At 73.1% G+C, this 17,008-nt stretch carries 11 protein-coding genes; 7 read left to right on the top strand and 4 right to left on the bottom strand.

Features of this window, described 5'->3' with window-relative positions; genetic code table 11:
• Positions 1 to 52: 52 nt before the first annotated feature.
• Entirely contained in the window at positions 53 to 1,765 is a 1,713-nt protein-coding gene (locus ACGF0D_RS39620) for a carboxyl transferase domain-containing protein (RefSeq protein WP_392924930.1), read from the bottom strand.
• Positions 1,766 to 1,897: 132 nt separating this feature from the next.
• Between ACGF0D_RS39620 and ACGF0D_RS39615 the strand changes: the two genes are divergently transcribed.
• A complete protein-coding gene (locus ACGF0D_RS39615) occupies positions 1,898 to 2,578 on the top strand; it encodes a TetR/AcrR family transcriptional regulator (RefSeq protein ID WP_392924928.1) in 681 nt (226 codons plus the stop codon).
• A 438-nt stretch (positions 2,579 to 3,016) separates the two neighbouring features.
• Positions 3,017 to 7,144, top strand: coding sequence for an ABC transporter transmembrane domain-containing protein (locus ACGF0D_RS39610; protein ID WP_392924926.1), 4,128 nt, complete (start codon positions 3,017 to 3,019; stop codon positions 7,142 to 7,144).
• 115 nt (positions 7,145 to 7,259) lie between these two features.
• On the opposite strand, the gene ACGF0D_RS39605 is transcribed toward ACGF0D_RS39610, so the two are convergent.
• Entirely contained in the window at positions 7,260 to 8,258 is a 999-nt protein-coding gene (locus tag ACGF0D_RS39605) for an ATP-grasp domain-containing protein (RefSeq protein ID WP_392924924.1), read from the bottom strand.
• 124 nt (positions 8,259 to 8,382) lie between these two features.
• On the opposite strand from ACGF0D_RS39605, the gene ACGF0D_RS39600 reads away from it, so the two are divergent.
• Positions 8,383 to 8,925, top strand: coding sequence for an NUDIX hydrolase (locus tag ACGF0D_RS39600; RefSeq protein WP_392881326.1), 543 nt, complete (start codon positions 8,383 to 8,385; stop codon positions 8,923 to 8,925).
• 104 nt (positions 8,926 to 9,029) lie between these two features.
• On the opposite strand, the gene ACGF0D_RS39595 is transcribed toward ACGF0D_RS39600, so the two are convergent.
• The gene (locus ACGF0D_RS39595) at positions 9,030 to 10,343 is read right to left on the bottom strand and encodes a hypothetical protein (protein WP_392924923.1); all 1,314 of its coding nucleotides are present in this window, start codon (positions 10,341 to 10,343) and stop codon (positions 9,030 to 9,032) included.
• A 214-nt stretch (positions 10,344 to 10,557) separates the two neighbouring features.
• Entirely contained in the window at positions 10,558 to 11,712 is a 1,155-nt protein-coding gene (locus ACGF0D_RS39590) for an ABC transporter substrate-binding protein (protein ID WP_392924921.1), read from the bottom strand.
• Positions 11,713 to 12,035: 323 nt separating this feature from the next.
• Here ACGF0D_RS39590 and ACGF0D_RS39585 point away from each other — a divergent pair, with 323 nt between their 5' ends.
• The 4 genes from ACGF0D_RS39585 to ACGF0D_RS39570 all read left to right on the top strand — a co-directional run bounded on the left by ACGF0D_RS39585 (position 12,036) and on the right by ACGF0D_RS39570 (position 16,784).
• Positions 12,036 to 13,610, top strand: a complete 1,575-nt coding sequence (locus ACGF0D_RS39585) for an APC family permease (protein ID WP_392881390.1) — start codon at positions 12,036 to 12,038, stop codon at positions 13,608 to 13,610.
• Between the two features lie 193 nt (positions 13,611 to 13,803).
• The gene (trpS, locus tag ACGF0D_RS39580; protein WP_392924919.1) at positions 13,804 to 14,913 is read left to right on the top strand and encodes a tryptophan--tRNA ligase; all 1,110 of its coding nucleotides are present in this window, start codon (positions 13,804 to 13,806) and stop codon (positions 14,911 to 14,913) included.
• A 134-nt stretch (positions 14,914 to 15,047) separates the two neighbouring features.
• A complete protein-coding gene (locus ACGF0D_RS39575; RefSeq protein WP_392924918.1) occupies positions 15,048 to 16,004 on the top strand; it encodes an LD-carboxypeptidase in 957 nt (318 codons plus the stop codon).
• Between the two features lie 105 nt (positions 16,005 to 16,109).
• The gene (locus tag ACGF0D_RS39570) at positions 16,110 to 16,784 is read left to right on the top strand and encodes a nucleoside/nucleotide kinase family protein (RefSeq protein WP_392924916.1); all 675 of its coding nucleotides are present in this window, start codon (positions 16,110 to 16,112) and stop codon (positions 16,782 to 16,784) included.
• Positions 16,785 to 17,008: the final 224 nt, after the last annotated feature.

Raw genomic sequence — 17,008 nt, 5'->3', positions numbered from 1 at the left:
AGTCACACCCGGAAGGGAGGGGTCACGGACGCAGGGGTGACACGAGGACGGATCACATGCGGAAGACGCCGTAGGGAGCGGGCGGCGCCAACGGGGCGTTGGCGCAGGCGGTGAGCGCGAGTCCGACGACGGTGCGGGTGTCCATCGGGTCGATCACACCGTCGTCCCAGAGCCGGGCGGTGGCGTAGTAGGCGTTGCCCTGGCGCTCGTACTGCTCGCGGACGGGGCGCTTGAACTCCTCCTCCGCCTCGGTCGGCCACTGCTCGCCGTGCGCCTCCAGCTGGTCGCGGCGGACGGTGGCGAGGACAGAGGCCGCCTGTTCGCCGCCCATCACGGAGATCTTGGCGCCCGGCCACATCCACAGGAAGCGAGGTGAGTAGGCCCGGCCGCACATCGAGTAGTTGCCGGCTCCGTACGAGCCGCCGATCACCACGGTCAGCTTCGGGACACGGGTGCAGGCGACGGCGTTGACCATCTTGGCGCCGTGCTTGGCGATGCCACCCGCCTCGTACTGCCGGCCGACCATGAACCCGGTGATGTTCTGGAGGAAGAGGAGGGGGATGCCGCGCTGGTCGCACAACTCGATGAAGTGGGCGCCCTTGAGGGCCGACTCGGAGAACAGGACGCCGTTGTTGGCGACGATGCCGACCGGGTGGCCGTGGATCCGGGCGAAGCCGGTGACCAGGGTCGAGCCGTACTCGGCCTTGAACTCGGCGAACCGGCTGCCGTCCACCAGACGGGCGATCACCTCGCGCACGTCGTAGGGCGTGCGCGGGTCGACCGGCACGGCCCCGTACAGGCCCGCCGGGTCGACGGCCGGCGGCTCGACCGGGGTCAGCGGCCACGGCTTGGTCTCGCGCGGGCCGAGCCCGGCGACGATCGTGCGGACGATGGAGAGGGCATGGGCGTCGTCCTCGGCCAGGTGGTCCGTCACGCCCGAGGTGCGGGAGTGCAGCTCGCCACCGCCCAGTTCCTCGGCGGTGACCACCTCGCCGGTGGCGGCCTTCACCAGCGGCGGGCCGCCCAGGAAGATCGTGCCCTGGTTGCGGACGATCACGGCCTGGTCGCTCATCGCCGGGACGTACGCGCCGCCGGCCGTGCACGAGCCGAGCACGGCGGCGATCTGCGGGATGCCCGCGGCGGAGAGCCTGGCCTGGTTGTAGAAGATCCGGCCGAAGTGGTCGCGGTCCGGGAAGACCTCGTCCTGCATCGGGAGGAAGGCGCCGCCGGAGTCCACCAGGTAGACGCAGGGCAGCCGGTTCTCCAGCGCGACCTCCTGGGCGCGCAGGTGCTTCTTCACCGTCATCGGGTAGTAGGTGCCGCCCTTGACGGTGGCGTCGTTGGCGACCACCACCACCTCGCGCCCGGCCACCCGGCCGATGCCGGCGATCACGCCGGCCGCGGGCGCCGCACCGTCGTACATCCCGTCGGCGGCCAGCGGGGCCAGCTCCAGGAAGGGGGAGGCCGGGTCGAGCAGGGTGTCCACCCGGTCGCGGGGCAGCAGCTTGCCGCGGGCGGTGTGCCGGGCGCGGGCCTTGGCACCGCCGCCCAGGGCGGCCGCGTCGAGCTTCGCGCGCAGCTCGGCGACCAGGGCCCGGTGCGCCTCGGTGTTGGCGCGGTAGGCCTCGGAACCCGGGTCGGCGGAGCTGCCGAGCCGGGGCGCCGGTGCGGCGGCTGCGGACGGCGCGGCACCGGGTGCCGCCGCCGTGCCGGTCGCTGCGCTGAGCCGGACGCCGGCGGTTGTGCCGACGGTTGAGATGACCATTCCCAAGAGCTCCCTTGCCCTCGGCACCAGGTGGGCAGCCGGGTGCGGTCCGCCTGTGATCGCCACGTTAATTAACGTTAACTTACGCAGCCAGGTTAACGGCCGATAACCCGACTGTCTACGATGGGCGGTATGCCGAACGTCCCCGCCGCCTCCGCGCTCAGCCGCCGTGACCAGATCCGCCGGGAGGCCGCGAGGCTGTTCGCCGCGCGGGGCTTCCTCGGCGTGGGCGTGGACGAGATCGGCAAGGCGGTCGGAATCAGCGGCCCCGGGCTCTATCGCCACTTCGCCGGCAAGGACGCGATGCTCGCGGACCTGCTGATCGGCATCAGCGAGCGCCTGCTGGACGAGGGGCGCCGGCGGGCCGGCCGCGGCGAAGGTCCGGCTGCCACGCTGGACGCGCTGATCGGCGGCCACGTCGACTTCGCCCTGGACGACCGCGACCTGATCACCCTCCACGACCGTGAGCTGCTGAACCTCAAGGAGGAGGACCGGCGTACCGTCCGCCGGCTCCAGCGCGGCTACGTCGAGCTGTGGGTGGAGGTGGTCCGGCAGGCCTACCCGCCGCTGGCCGACCCTGCCGCCGAGCCGGTGGCGCGGGCCGCCGTGCACGCCGTCTTCGGCCTGATCAACTCGACCCCGCACAGCCTCGGCTCGAACCCCGACCAGGGTGAGCGCACCGCCCTCCAGCGCGACGGTATGGCGGCCCTGCTCCACACCCTCGCCCACGGCGCGTTCGCGGCGGCGGCGGAGTCGGCCGCCGCCGCGACAGTCACGGCGACCACGGCAGCCGCGGGGCCCGCGGGAGCCTGAGCCCCGTGCCCCAGAGAACGCCCCCGCCCGGGTCGCCCCCTTTCCGGCTGCGCCCTGCCCGGTCGCGCCAACGCCTCCGCGCCCTTCGGGTGGCGGCCAGGTGGGGGACGGTCGGGCGGTGAAGGGTTCGGCGGAGAATGGTCGGGGAGTAAAGGTTTCGCCGGTGAAGGCCTCGACGGCTGCCCGTCCCGAGGCCTAGTCCCAAAGGACGGCGTCCACCCACCCCTGGCCGCTGGGCGCCGCGAAGGCCGTCGGCGATGCTGGAGACGGCCGGGAGAGAGCGGGCCGCTCGGGTGTTCGATCGGGAATCACCGCAGGCCGCGGGCTGTTGGCCAGTCCGCCGGACCGGACGATCCGGGCTGCCCCGGCCCGCCCCGAACCCACCCGGGCCGGAAACGTCATGGCGGCCACCCGACGAAATGGTTAGCATCTCTAAATATGCCTGAGACTCACGGATCCACGGCGGAGCAATCCCCGAGCGGCCCCCCAGCCCCCGGCTCGACCCCGGAGGTCCCCGTCGACGGCCCGCAGGCCGGCGTCGAGAACACCGGGCCCACTGAGAACACCGAGCGCACCGAAAAGGCCGAGCGCACCGAGAGCATCGAGCCCGCCGGGAGCACCGGGCCCGCCGGGGGCGCCGAGCCGGCCGGCTGGCTGCGCCGTCTGGTCGGCTACAGCTGGCGCTCCCGCCGCAGCCTGCTGCTCGCCTTCGGCGCCTCGCTCCTCGGCATGGCCGTCACCGCGCTGGTGCCGCTGGTCACCAAGCTGATCATCGACGACGTCATAGTCGCCCACACCAGATCGCTGGCCCCCTGGGCGGTGGTGCTGCTGCTCGCCGCCCTCGTGGTCTTCGGCTGCACCCAGGTCCGCCGCTACTACGGCGGCCAGCTCGCGGTCGACGTCCAGCACGACCTGCGCAGCGACCTGTTCCGCTCGCTCGGCCGGCTCGACGGCCACCGCCAGGACCGGTTGGACACCGGCCAGGTGGTCGGGCGCGCGACCTCGGACCTCCAACTGGTCAACGGCCTGCTCTCGATGTTGCCGATGATGACCGGCTATCTGCTGATGTTCGTCATGTCGCTGGCCGTGATGCTCTGGCTGTCCCCGCCGCTCACCCTGATCGCCCTGGTCATGGGCCCGGCGCTGTGGTGGGTCTCGGTGCTCAGCCGCAAGCGCCTCTTCCCCTCCACCTGGGCCGCCCAGCAGGAGGCGGCCGCCGTCGCCGGCGTGGTGGACGGTGCGATCGGCGGCGTCCGCGTGGTCAAGGGCTTCGGCCAGGAGGCGCAGGAGCTCGACAAGCTGGAGGCGGCCTCCCGCAACCTCTTCGCGGCCCGGCTCCGTTCGATCCGGCTGAACGCCCGCTACAACCCGGCGATGCAGGCGATCCCGGCGCTCGCCCAGGTCGGCGTCCTGGCCTTCGGCGGCTGGCTGGCCGTGGACGGGAGCGTCACGCTCGGCACCTTCGTCGCCTTCTCCACCTACGTCGCCCAGATGACCGGTCCGGTGCGGATGCTGACCATGGTCATCACCGTCGGCCAGCAGGCCCGGGCCGGCGTCGAGCGCGTCCTGCAGCTGATCGACGAGCGCCCGCTGGTCCAGGAGCGCCCGGACGCCCGCACCCTGGACCTCGCGCACGGCGAGATCCCGCACGGCACCGCCGCCGACACCGCCGCCGGAACCACCTCCGGAACCACCTCCGGCACCCCCACCGTCGGTGCGCGGACCCTCGACGTCGCCCTGGAGTTCGACCGGGTCGAGTTCCGCTACGACCCCGAGCACCCCTCCCCCGTCCTGCACGGCCTCAGCCTGAAGCTGGCCCCCGGAGAGACCCTCGCGCTGGTCGGCGCCTCCGGCTCCGGCAAGTCGACGGTGGCCCAGCTGGTGCCCCGCTTCTACGACCCGGCCGCCGGCACCGTCCGCCTGTACGGCCACGACCTGCGCGACCTCACCCTGGACTCGGTCCGTGCGACGGTCGGCATCGTCCCCGAGGAGAGCTTCCTCTTCTCCGAGTCGGTCCGCACCAACATCGCCTACGGCCGCCCGGACGCCACGGACGAGCAGGTGGTCGCCGCCGCCCGCGCCGCCCAGGCCGACGAGTTCGTCCGCGCGCTGCCGGACGGCTACGACACCAGGGTCGGCGAGCAGGGGCTGACCCTCTCCGGCGGCCAGCGCCAGCGCATCGCACTGGCCCGGGCCATCCTCACCGACCCCCGGATCCTGCTGCTGGACGACGCCACCTCGGCGGTGGACCCGCAGATCGAGGCGGAGATCCACGACGCGCTGCGCTCGGTGATGACCGGCCGCACCACGCTGCTGATCGCCCACCGCCGTTCGAGCCTCCAGCTCGCGGACCGGATCGCCGTGCTGGAACGCGGCCGGCTGCTGGACCTCGGAACGCACGAGGAGCTCGAGGCCCGATGTCCCCAGTACCGGGCCCTGATCACCGACCCCGAGGCCGGTCGCGACACCCGGCGGTCCACGCCCGACTCCACTCCTGAGTCCACCCCCGAGTCCACCCTCGATCAGGCCCCCGATCAGGCACCCGACGAAGCCCCGGGGCAGCCGGCAGGTCAGCCGGTCACCGATGGCGCCCCCACCGGCGACACCCCCGGAACCGGGCCCCGGTCCATCCTCGAGACCTCCGCCCCCGAGACCTCTGCCCTCCCCACCCCAGCGCTCCCCACCCCGGCCCTGGCCAAGGCCGCCCGCACCGCCGACCCCGACCTGCTGGAGAAGGTCGCCGCCCTCCCGCCCGCCTCCGACACCCCGGCCGTCCCCCGCGCCGAGGCCGAGGCCGGGGATCCCGACTTCACCCTGCGCCGCCTGCTGCGCCCCTTCCGCGTCCCGCTGCTCATCGCCCTGCTGCTGGTCGCCCTGGACGCGGCGGCCGGACTGGTGCTGCCGGTGCTGATCCGGCACGGCATCGACGAGGGCGTCCGCAAGGGCCTGATGTCCGGCGTCGCGGTGGCCGCGCTCGCCGCACTCGTCGTGGTCCTCCTGGACTGGGTGGTGCAGGGCGCCGAGAACCGGGTCAGCGGCCGCACCGGCGAGCGCGTCCTCTACACGCTCCGGCTCAAGATCTTCGCCCACCTCAACCGGCTGGGCCTGGACTACTACGAGCGCGAGCTGACCGGCCGGATCATGACCCGGATGACCACCGACCTGGACTCGCTGACCTCCTTCCTCCAGACCGGCATGGTCACCGCCGTGGTCAGCCTGCTGACCTTCGCCGGGATCTTCGCCGCCCTGCTGATCATCGACGCCGGCCTGGCCCTGGTGGTCTTCGCCGTCCTGCCGCTGCTGGTGATCGCCACCCTGGTGTTCCGCAAGAAGTCCAAGGACCAGTACGAGCGCTCCCGCGACCTGATCGGCACGGTCAACGCCGACCTCCAGGAGAACGTGGCCGGCATGCGGATCGTCCAGGCCTTCCGTCGTCTGGACACCAACACCGACCGCTTCGTGGCCCGCGGCATCGCCTACCGCGAGGCCCGGGTCCGGGCCCAGCTCTACATCTCGCTGTACTTCCCGTTCGTCCAGTTCCTCTCCAGCGTGGCCGCCGCGCTGGTGCTGATCGTCGGCGCGGCCCGGGTCGACGCGGGGACCCTGACGGTCGGTGCGCTGGTCGCGTACCTGCTCTACATCGACCTGTTCTTCGCGCCGGTCAACCAGCTGTCCCAGGTGTTCGACGGGTACCAGCAGGCCTCGGTGGGCCTCGGCCGGATCCGCGAGCTGCTGCGCACCCCGACCACCACCGCCGAGGCGGCCGACCCGGTCCCGGTGGCCAAGGGCCTGCGCGGCGAGATCTCCTTCGAGGGCGTCGGCTTCGCCTACAACGGCGGCGCGGACGGCGCCCCGACCGTGCTGAGCGGAGTGGACCTGCACATCCCGGCCGGGCAGACGGTGGCGCTGGTCGGCGAGACCGGCGCCGGCAAGTCGACGCTGGTGAAGCTGGTCGCCCGGTTCTACGACGCGACGGAGGGCACCGTCCGGGTGGACGGGGTCGACCTCACCCGCTACGACCTGGCGCAGTACCGCCACCGCCTGGGCGTGGTGCCGCAGGAGGCGTACCTGTTCGCGGGTACGGTCCGTGAGGCGATCGCCTACGGTCGGCCGGACGCCTCGGCGGCCGAGGTGGAGTCGGCGGCCCGGGCGGTCGGCGCCCACGACATGATCGTCCGACTCTCGGGCGGCTACGACCACGAGGTGGCCGGTCGCGGGCGGAACCTCTCGGCGGGCCAGCGCCAGCTGATCGCGCTGGCCCGGGCCGAGCTGGTCGACCCGGACATCCTGCTGCTCGACGAGGCCACCGCGGCGCTCGACCTGGCCACCGAGGCGGCGGTCAACCAGGCCGCCGACCGGCTCAGCGGCGGCCGGACCACCCTGGTCATCGCCCACCGTCTGACCACCGCCGAGCGCGCGGACCGGGTGGTCGTGCTGGACCACGGCCGGGTGGTCGAGGACGGCACGCACACCGAACTGCTCGCCCGGGGCGGAACCTACTCCCGGCTCTGGCAGGCGTTCATCGCCGACGGCCACCCGGCGGTCGAGACCGTCGCCGCCATGTAGGGCCGCTGCGACCAGGGGCAGCTGCGCCCCCGGGTCCGTTCCGCGCCCGGGGCCGCCCCGCACCGGGGCCGCGCCCTACCCGCACGCCGTCTGGCGGATCCTCACACGAGGTCCGTCAGGCGGCGATCAGCGAGGCCAGCAGCCCCGAGGCATCGATCCCGCGCGGCAGTTCGCTCACCTGCCCGTCCCCGACCTCGACCACGCGCCAGCCGGAGCCGTCCGCCCGGCTGGCGAGGTCGGTGGTGACGAAGCGGCAGCCGAGTCTGCGGACCAGCGCCGGGACGTCGGTGAGATCGGGCTCGACGGCCCGGCGCGGGGCGTCCGGGTGCGGCCCGACCAGGACGGGCCGGCCGTCCAGCCACCACACCCGGGCCTCCACGGCGCGCCCACCGTTCTCCGGTGCGCCACAGTCCGTGTACTCCGGCCCGATGGGGCCGACGGCGCCGGCCGCGCCGCGCCTCGCGGCCGCGTCACTCGTACCGGCCGGTCCCTCCGCCGGGACGCCCGCGCCCTCGAACTCCTCGTACCGTCGCAGCACCACACCGCCCGCCAGGAACTCGCCCTGCAGCTCGACGAACCGCTCCACCACCCGGCCGACCGCCGTCAGGTCGGCCAACTCCGGCACGTAGCAGGCCTCGAGCCACTCGTGCTTGCGCGACTTCACGTAGTCCTTGACGATCGCCGGTCCGTGCCCGCCGAGCCGGGCCGCGGCCTCCGCCAGCTCCGCCGGCCCGGGCGGCACCGCCCCGTCGGACGGGATCCACGCACTGGCCGGCGTCGCACCCTCGAACACGCCGTACCAGCCGGGCAGTTCGTGGGCGGCCGCGTAGCCGGGCGCGCTGGTCAGCAGGTTGCCGCCGCGGGCGGTGAGCGCGGCGGCGAAGTCGGCGTACCGGGCGGAGGGCAGCATCCAACCCCGGTACCAGAGCGGTCCGCTGTCCCGCGGCACCCGCCGGACGGCCTCGTCGGCCCGTCCGGCGAGCAGCCCGTCGTGGTCGACCAGGTGGTGCTCGCCGCCCAACTCCCGCAGCATCCTGGCCTCCCAGGCGAAGTGCGGGTCGGGCCGGCGCGGGTTGAGCGGATCGGCGGGGAAGATGATCGCGGGTACGGGCATGGCCGTCAGGGTACGGCCGGCGGGCTGATCCCGCGCCCGCCACGACGGACCGGCCGGCCCGAGCACCCCGACCGGAGTGCCGAATCCCCTCGACGCCCCGGGCGGCCGCTGCGAGAGTGACCCGATGCGAAATCTGCTGCGATCCCGCAAACGCAGGCCGAGGCAGGCCGCCCGCACGGTGGTCCTGGACGGGAACGGCTCGGTCTTCCTGCTCCGTTCGGACAACGACGAGGTCGGCGTGCACTGGACCATGCCGGGCGGCGGACTGGAGCCGGGCGAGACACCGTGGGAGGGCGCCCGGCGCGAGCTGTGGGAGGAGACGGGCTGGAGCGATCTCGAACCCGGCCCGCTGCTCTGCACATGGGAGCACGACTTCACCTGGCACGGTACCCCGGTCCGCCAGCACGAGCACATCTATCTCACCGGCGGACCGCACCGCGGCCCGGTCGGCGACGTCAGCGAGGTGCACGCCGTCGACCGGATCCTGGACTGGCGCTGGTGGACCCCGGCGGACCTCGCCGACGAGAACGCCGACGCGCTCTGGCCGCCCGCGCTGCCGGAACTGCTGGACGCTGTCCGTACGGGCTGGGTCGTGGACGGGCGACCGCCGGTGCCCGTCGACCTCGGGTACGTCCCGAACGCTCCGGCCACCCGTCAGGCCCGCTAGACCGCTGAACTGCTGACCCGCTGAACCGCCGGCCCGTTGGCCCGCTGAACCGCTGGGCCCATCGGTCCGCCGGCCCCGGCGCCGAACGGCGCCCGGCGGAGCGGCTACGCGCGCCCGCCGCGTCGGGTCCGCCCGGCCGGGCCGGCCGGAGCGGGCTCCCACCCGTGCAGTTCCAGCTCCCGGTCGTGCAGCGCGGCGGGGTTCATCAGCACCGTCAGCCGGGCGCCGACCAGCTGCTCGGAGCCGAGCCCGGTCGCGGACAGCAGCTGTTCGGTCGGCACCGAGACGGCGATGGCGGGCCGCCAGGAGGGCAGCACCACCAGACAGGTGCCGCGGCCGACCTTGATCGGCCGGGCCGCCACCCGCACCGGTGCGCGCTCCTCCGGTCGGCCGAGGGGCTCGGCCGGTCCGGGGCTGCCGCCGATCAGGATGCCGAGCGGAGGGTTGCTCCACGAGGTCCCGGTGCCGGGGCCGGCGGCGGTGACGGCGTCGACCGCAGCGAAGCCGAGGGCGTCCTGGCCGGCCCCGAACGACGGCCCCTGCGCCGCGAGTTCCTCCGCACCGGCGCGCTCGCCCGCCCGGCCGGCGGCGCCCGGCAGGCCCGCCCCGGTCGGGCCGGACGCGGCCGTCTCCCGTGCGGTCGCCCCCTGTCCGTTCTGGGCGGCCTGCGGGTGCATCCGGCGCAGTCGCCGTGAGGGCGAGGGCCGCCGGTAGCCCAGGATCCGCGGCTCTTCGCGCACCGGGCGCGGCGCCGACCCGGAGCGGCTGACGTCCGACGGTGCGGCAGCGGGCAGCTGCCGGACGAACCCGCCGTCGGCCCCGCCCCGGTCCGGCCCATCGAGGGTGTCGGGTGCTGCGGCAGCGATGCCCGCGGAGAAGTCGGGCGCGGCCGGACCGTTCCCGGCCTGAACATCGGTGTCGGCCTGTGCGCCGCCCTGCGCGCCGGCATCCGCGCCGAGCAGGGCCCAGATATCGGTGACCGGCCGACGGCACGCGTCCGCCAGCTCGGCGACGGAACGCCCCCGGGCGTGCGCGGCCCGCAGCCGGTCGGCGAACGCCGCCCGCAGCCGTGCCGTGGTCGGGTCGCCGCCGGTCGGAGCGCCGTGGTCCTCCGGGCCGACCGCCCGCGGAACGGGCGGCGCCTCCGCGTCGCTCCGGCTGCGCGGCCGCGGCACCGTGTCATGGCGCACCGTGTCCTGCCACGCTGTGCCGCCCTGGCGCGGCGCACCCACCGCACCCATCGAACCCACCGGGACGCCGGACGCGGCCGCACCGGGCTCGGCGGCGGTCGCGATCGAGCACATCGGAACGGCCGCGGCGGGCGGGCCGGTCTCGGCGGGTGGAGGCGAGGACCCGGCGCTGTCCCCGGGCGCGCCGGGCAGGGACGGGTCGGTTGCGGTGGTGCGGAGCGAGGTCATCGGCGGGCCCTTCGGGGAACGGTTCCGACGATCCTCCCGCACGGCGCGATCAGCTCCAAGCGTCGAACCCGATGGTGTGCGCGATACCACCGTGGGATGGTCGCGGGGCCGCCCCGGGATCGTCCAAGACAGCGCAGGGCGAACACTGTTGCCACACGACCGGAGCTGCGGCCTGTGCTGTTCGCCGCCCCCGACCGCGCCCCGCCGGGTGTGATCAACTTCCGGGCGCGACAAAGCCCTTGAGGTCGGCGAGCACCGCGTTGGCCGCCATGACTCCGAGCCCGAGGAACCAGGTCTCGTCCGAAACCGGCCGGGCCTGACCGGACTTGACCGCACCGAGCGTCTTCCAGAGCGCACCGCCCAGCACCGCGTCCTGGTTGGTCGAGCTGGGGCTGCCGTACACGCCGTAGAAGATCCAGTCGGCGTCGGCCTTGTCGATCTGCTCCGGGCTGACCTCCACCGCGAGCTCCTGGACCCGTTCGATCTCGGGCTGCGGCAGCGGCACGTCGGTGAGGATGGTGCCGATGAACGAGAGCTCGGCGTAGAGCCGGGTCCGGCCCGGCATGAAGCGCAGCGGGGTGATGGTGGGGCGCTTGTCGCCGAGCTTCGCGCCGATCGCGGCGGCGGACGCCTGGTACGCGTCGAGCTGGGCCTTGGCTTCGGCCTCCAGGCCGAACGCGCTCGCGTTGAGCAGGAAGTTCTGCTTCCAGGGGTAGCCGGGGCGCAGCGAGAAGACGGTCGGCGCGATCTTGGACAGCTGCGCGTACTGGTCCTGGGCGCGCAGCTGGCTGCCGAGGATCAGGTCCGGCTTGAGCGCGGCGATGGCCTCCAGGTTGAGGCTGTTGATGGTGCCGACGGCGGCGGGGCTGCCGGCCTTGTCCCTGAGGTAGGACGGCAGGGACTTCGAGCCGTCGGTGTGGACGACGCCGACCGGCTGGATGCCGAGGGCGACGACGTTGTCGAGCTCGCCGGTGTCCAGCACCACGACCCGGGTGGGCCTGGCCGGGATGACGGTCTCGCCCATCGCGTGCCTGAGGGTGCGCGGGTAGACGCCGGGGGCGGCGTCGGTGCCGAAGCCCTTCATCTTCTCGATCACGGTGGCGTAGTCGTCACCGCCCTGCTTGACCGACTTCTGGTTCGGGGAAGAGCCACCGCCGGCCGGGGTCGAGCCGCCGCTGCCTCCCGACCCGCCCGATCCGCCCGATCCACCGGATCCGCCAGATCCGCCCGAGCTGCCGCAGGCGGTGAGCAGCCCGCCGAGGCCGAGGACCGCTCCTCCGGCGATCGCCGCGGTGAGGAACCTGCGGCGGCCGGCGGTGCGGGGGGCGGTGCGGGCGACGAGGGCCAGGTCGTCGGGGGTGGGGGGCACGCGACGCTCCATTCACGATCGAAATTAGGTTAGGCAAACCTATCCGACTCGGGGCGACAGGGTCGCGGGCCGCTCGCACCAGGGGGGCAAATCATGCTGAATCTTGGCAAAAGGAAGAAAATTCCTTGGGCCAACTCCTTTGAAACAAAGGTACATGGGTTAACAAGCCGTAAATACATCAGCCCGAAGGGCCTGCTTGGGAACGAATCGAAGCAAGTGGTTTAGATCACCAAGGGTTGGTCTACTCAACCTTCCATGCCCGCATCTAGGGTGCGCTGGTGTTTGATCAGCAGCTCTCAGAGCACACGAGCAGCGGCCGGGCAATGGCGCCCGGCGCTCCGCAGGGTGCCCCGGTCAGTGGCATCAGTGGTGGAGTCCCCGCGGGTCAGGGGACGGCTGGGGGAGCGGGGGACAAGGGTCTACGGGGTGGTTCCGTCGGCCTGCTGAGCAGCGTGGTGCTGGGCGTCTCGACGGTCGCCCCGGTCTACTGCCTGACCGCCACGCTCGGCCCGACCGTCACCGCGGTCGGCGTCCAGATGCCCGCGGTGTTCCTCGCGGGCTTCCTGCCGATGCTGCTCGTCGCGTTCGCGTACAAGGAGCTGAACAAGGACTTCCCGGACTGCGGAACGTCCTTCACCTGGGGTGTGCGGGCCTTCGGCCCCCGGGTCGGCTGGATGGCCGGCTGGGGTCTGACGGTGGCGACCATCATCGTGCTCTCCAACCTGGCCGGGGTCGCGACCGACTTCCTGTACCTGATGCTCGGGGAGATGACCGGCAGCAGCTGGGTCACCGAACTCGACCAGAACAAGGCCGTCCACCTGCTCACCGTGGTCCTGCTGATCGCCGGCGCCACCGCGATGAGCTACCGGGGGATGACCGCCACCAAGTGGTTCCAGTACAGCCTGGTCGGCCTCCAGCTGGCCGTGCTGCTGCTCTTCTCCGCCATCGCCATCGGCAAGGCCGCCTCCGGCGACCTGCCCGACTCGATCGGCTTCTCCTTCTCCTGGCTCAACCCGCTCGAGGTCAGCTCGTTCAGCGCGTTCACCGCCGGACTGTCGCTGTCGATCTTCATGTACTGGGGCTGGGACACCTGCCTGACCATGAACGAGGAGACCCAGGGCAGCGCCAAGACCCCGGGCCGCGCCGCGATGATCTCCATGGTCACCCTGGTCGGCTCGTACCTGCTGGTCGCGATCGCCTCCCAGATGTTCGCGGGCGTCGGCAGCACCGGCAACGGCCTCGGCAACCCGGCCACCGCCGACAACGTGTTCGCCGCGCTGGCCCGTCCGGTGCTCGGCTCGCCGTGGAGCATCCTGCTCTTCCTGGCCGTCGTCGCCAGCGCCGCCGCCAGCCTGCAGACCACCTTCATCCCGGTGGCCCGCACCCTGCTCGCGATGAGCGCCTACCGCGCCGTGCCGCCGCGCTTCGGCGCCGTCCACCCGCGCTTCCGCACCCCGGGCTACGCCACCGTCGCGGCGGGCATCGCCACCGCGGTCTTCTACGTGGGCATGAGCCTGATCAGCGAGAACGTCGTCCAGGACACCATCCTGGCGCTCGGTCTGATGATCTGCTTCTACTACGCGCTGACCGCCTTCGCCTGCGTCTGGTACTTCCGCCGCTCGCTGCGCACCGGCGTCCGCGACCTGCTGCTCAAGGGCGCCGCCCCGCTCCTCGGCGGGGTGCTGCTCACCGCGGTCTTCCTGCAGACCCTCACCGACGCCTGGGACCCGGACTACGGCAGCGGTTCGGTCTTCGGCATCGGCTCGGTCTTCGTGATCGGCGTCGGCATCCTGCTGCTCGGCGCCTGCCTGATGACCTGGTACGGCTTCATCCGGCCGGAGTTCTTCCGCGGCGAGACGCTGACCAAGGACACCCAGGCACTGGTCGTGGAGGACTGACACCAGTACTGTTGAGCGCATGAAGCGTTTCACGGGCCTGTGCTGGTGGCCGTCCTAGGACGGCCATCACACTCGCCTGAGCAGGGCCGTCCGGGATGGACGGCCCTGCTGCGTTTTCCGCGCCCCGCGCTCCCCGCAGAACGGGCCCCTCGCCCCGGACGGCAGACCACCACCGCCGCACCGAGGAGAGACCTTGACCACCACGCCTGCGTCCGCCGCCGTCGCGCCCACCGCCGTTGGCGTCGCCACGTCCGTTCCGTCCGGCACGACCAGCACGGCCGTCCCGTCCGTTCCGTACGATGACGACCCGACCGCCCACCGCGTCCTCACCGGGGACCGCCCCACCGGACCGCTCCACCTCGGCCACTACTTCGGCACCCTGCGCAACCGCGTCCGGCTCCAGGACCAGGGCGTCGAGATGTTCGTCGTGGTCGCCGACTACCAGGTCATCACCGACCGCGACCTCGCCGACCGGCTCGCCGAACACACCGAGAACCTCGTCCTCGACTACCTCGCCGCCGGCCTCGACCCCGAGCGGGCGACGATCTTCCCGCACAGCGCCGTCCCCGCCCTCAACCAGCTGCTGCTCCCCTTCCTCAGCCTGGTCAGCGTCGCCGAACTGCGCCGCAACCCCACCGTCAAGGACGAGATCACCCACTCCCGGCAGTCCGCCGTCAGCGGGCTGATGTTCACCTACCCCGTCCACCAGGCCGCCGACATCCTCTTCTGCAAGGCCGACCTGGTCCCGGTCGGCCAGGACCAGCTGCCCCACCTCGAAGTCGCCCGCACCGTCGCCCGCCGCTTCAACGAGCGCTACCCGCACGCCGACGGCAGCGCCGTCTTCCCCCGCCCCCAGGCCCTGCTCTCCGACGCCCCGATGCTGCTCGGCACCGACGGCGGCAAGATGAGCAAGAGCCGGGGCAACGCCGTCGCCCTCGGCGCCACCGAGGACGAGACCGCCCGGATCATCCGTGGCGCCCGGACCGACGCCGACCGCCGGATCGGCTACGACCCGGTCAACCGGCCCGAGGTCTCCAGCCTTGTCCTGCTCGCCGCCCTCTGCCAGGACCGTACCCCCGAAGCCGTCGCCGAGGAGATCGGCGACGGCGGAGCCGCGGTGCTCAAGCGCACCGTCACGGAGTCCGTCAACGAGTTCCTCCGCCCGATGCGCGCCCGTCGCGCCGCACTCGCCGCCGACCGGGGCCACCTGCGGCAGGTCCTGCGCGACGGCGCCGAGCGGGCCAACGCCGTCGCCGACGCCACCCTCGCCGAGGTCCGGGAGGTGATGGGGGCGGCGATCTGAAGAGCGCTCACCGCCGGGCACCGGCCGGGCAGGGGACATCGGCCGGTTGACACGGGGCATATCGTCACCGGGCGGTCGCGGCCACGACGCGACCGCCCGCACCCCGATCCCGCGCCCGAAAGGTGGCCCGGCCCATGGACCAGCACCCGACCACACCCGGCCAGGGGCTGACCCGCCCGCCGCACCTGCGTCCCGGCGACCACATCGCCGTCGTCGCCCCAAGCGGCCCCATCGACGCCGAACGCCTCGCCGCCGGCTGCGCGATCCTCCGCTCCTGGGGGTTGCGCGTCACCGTCGCCCCGCACGTCCTCGACACCCACCCCACCCTCCGCTACCTCGCCGGCACCGACGCCGACCGCGCCGCCGACCTCCAGACCGCCTGGCTCGACCCCACCGTCGACGCCGTCATCTGCGCCCGCGGCGGGTACGGCGTGCACCGCCTGGTCGACCTGCTCGACTGGACCGTCATGCGCGCCGCCGCGCCCAAGCCCTTCATCGGCTTCAGCGACGTCAGCTCCCTGCACGAGGCCTTCGCCCAGCGCCTCGGCCTCGCCACCCTGTACGGCCCGCTGGCCGCCGGGGCCTCCTTCGTCGCCGACGGCCCGACCGCCGAGCACCTGCGCCGCACCCTCTTCGACCCGGCCGCCGTCACCGTCCTCACCTCACCCACTGCCGCCCCGCTCGTCCCCGGCCGGGCCCGCGGCGTCACGGCCGGCGGCTGCCTCCACGTCCTCACCGCCGAGCGCGGCACACCCGCCGCGCGGTCCTCCTACGAGGGCGGCATCCTGCTGCTCGAAGACGTGAACGAGCACCCCTACCAGCTCGACCGGCTGCTCACCCAGCTCCTGCGCTCCGGCGCCCTCGACGGCGTGGCCGGCGTGGCCCTGGGCTCCTGGGAGGGTTGCGGACGGCCCGAGCGGGTCCGGGACGTGATGCTCGACCGGCTCGGCGGGCTCGGTGTTCCCGTGCTCTGGGAACTGGGCTTCGGCCACTGTCCCTCCACTCTCACCGTCCCGCTCGGCGTTCCCGCCCTGCTCGACGCCGACGCCGGCACCCTGACACTGGACCAGCCCGCTCTCGCCGGCCGCTGAGCTCGGGACCCGACCCGACCCGACCCGACTCGGTGAGTCCGGCCCGTCCGGGGTCACCGAGCAAGGGGCACGCTGAACGAGGTGCGCCCTGAGTAAGGTGCCGCCATGAACGAGGACCGCCTCACCGCCCTTGCCCTCGGCTTCCTGCGCGGCCCGGGCAGCAACGCCCGCACGATCCTCGGACTTGCCGGCCCGCCCGGCGCCGGCAAGTCCACCCTGGCCCGCCGTCTGGTCGCCGAGGTCGAGCGCGCCGAAGGCCCCGGCAGCGCCGCCTACGTCCCGCTCGACGGCTTCCACCTCTCCGGCGCCCAGCTCGACCGCCTCGGCCTGACCCACCGCAAGGGGGCCCCGGCCACCTTCGACGCCCACGGTTACGTCGCCCTGCTGCGCCGCATCGCCGGCGACCGCTTCCAGGACATCTACGTCCCGGACTTCGACCGCACCCTGGACGAACCGGTCGCCGCCCGCCACGTGGTCCGCCCGCACACCCGACTCGTCATCACCGAAGGCAACTACCTCGCCTCCGCGGACACCCCCTGGCCCGACGCCCGTCGACTGCTCCACGAGCTCTGGTACGTGCACACCGACGACGAGGAACGTGAGGAGCGCCTGTTCCGGCGGCACCGCGAAGGCGGACGCGACGAAGCCGCCGCCCGCCACTGGGTCACCGGCAACGACCATCCGAACGGCGAGTACGTGAAGCCCGGCCGGGCGCTCTGCACCCGGACCGTCTCCGGGACGGGTTTGCCTTCGGTGTCGGACAGGGGTAGTGTTCTCTAGTCGCTCGGCAGGGAGCACCGGACACGCATCGGCGCGGACGGTCCCGGGGCGGCCAATCCTCTGAAACACCACTTCCGGTTCGCGCCGGCCGTTTCGCTTTTTCGCGTGACGGCCTGGGGCTTATTCGGTGTGCTCGTTTTATCGGGTTGCGGTCGGATTCGCTTTTCGGAGCGGAGATCGGCTAGAGTTTGAAACGTCGGACAGGGCGTCAAGCCCCGGAAGAC

The sequence above is a fragment of the Kitasatospora sp. NPDC048298 genome (assembly GCF_043201465.1).
Taxonomy (GTDB): Bacteria; Actinomycetota; Actinomycetes; order Streptomycetales; family Streptomycetaceae; genus Kitasatospora.
The sequence above is the reverse complement of the archived record's forward strand: the minus strand, read 5'-3'. Positions and strand labels throughout refer to the sequence as shown.

What these genes read in the sequence shown, in the direction of transcription:
- ACGF0D_RS39620 (WP_392924930.1), bottom strand. Translation starts at nt 1,765, where the DNA reads ATGGTCATCTCAACCGTCGGCACAACCGCCGGCGTCCGGCTCAGCGCA.
- ACGF0D_RS39615 (WP_392924928.1), top strand. Translation starts at nt 1,898, where the DNA reads ATGCCGAACGTCCCCGCCGCCTCCGCGCTCAGCCGCCGTGACCAGATC.
- ACGF0D_RS39610 (WP_392924926.1), top strand. Translation starts at nt 3,017, where the DNA reads ATGCCTGAGACTCACGGATCCACGGCGGAGCAATCCCCGAGCGGCCCC.
- ACGF0D_RS39605 (WP_392924924.1), bottom strand. Translation starts at nt 8,258, where the DNA reads ATGCCCGTACCCGCGATCATCTTCCCCGCCGATCCGCTCAACCCGCGC.
- ACGF0D_RS39600 (WP_392881326.1), top strand. Translation starts at nt 8,383, where the DNA reads ATGCGAAATCTGCTGCGATCCCGCAAACGCAGGCCGAGGCAGGCCGCC.
- ACGF0D_RS39595 (WP_392924923.1), bottom strand. Translation starts at nt 10,343, where the DNA reads ATGACCTCGCTCCGCACCACCGCAACCGACCCGTCCCTGCCCGGCGCG.
- ACGF0D_RS39585 (WP_392881390.1), top strand. Translation starts at nt 12,036, where the DNA reads ATGGCGCCCGGCGCTCCGCAGGGTGCCCCGGTCAGTGGCATCAGTGGT.
- ACGF0D_RS39575 (WP_392924918.1), top strand. Translation starts at nt 15,048, where the DNA reads ATGGACCAGCACCCGACCACACCCGGCCAGGGGCTGACCCGCCCGCCG.
- ACGF0D_RS39570 (WP_392924916.1), top strand. Translation starts at nt 16,110, where the DNA reads ATGAACGAGGACCGCCTCACCGCCCTTGCCCTCGGCTTCCTGCGCGGC.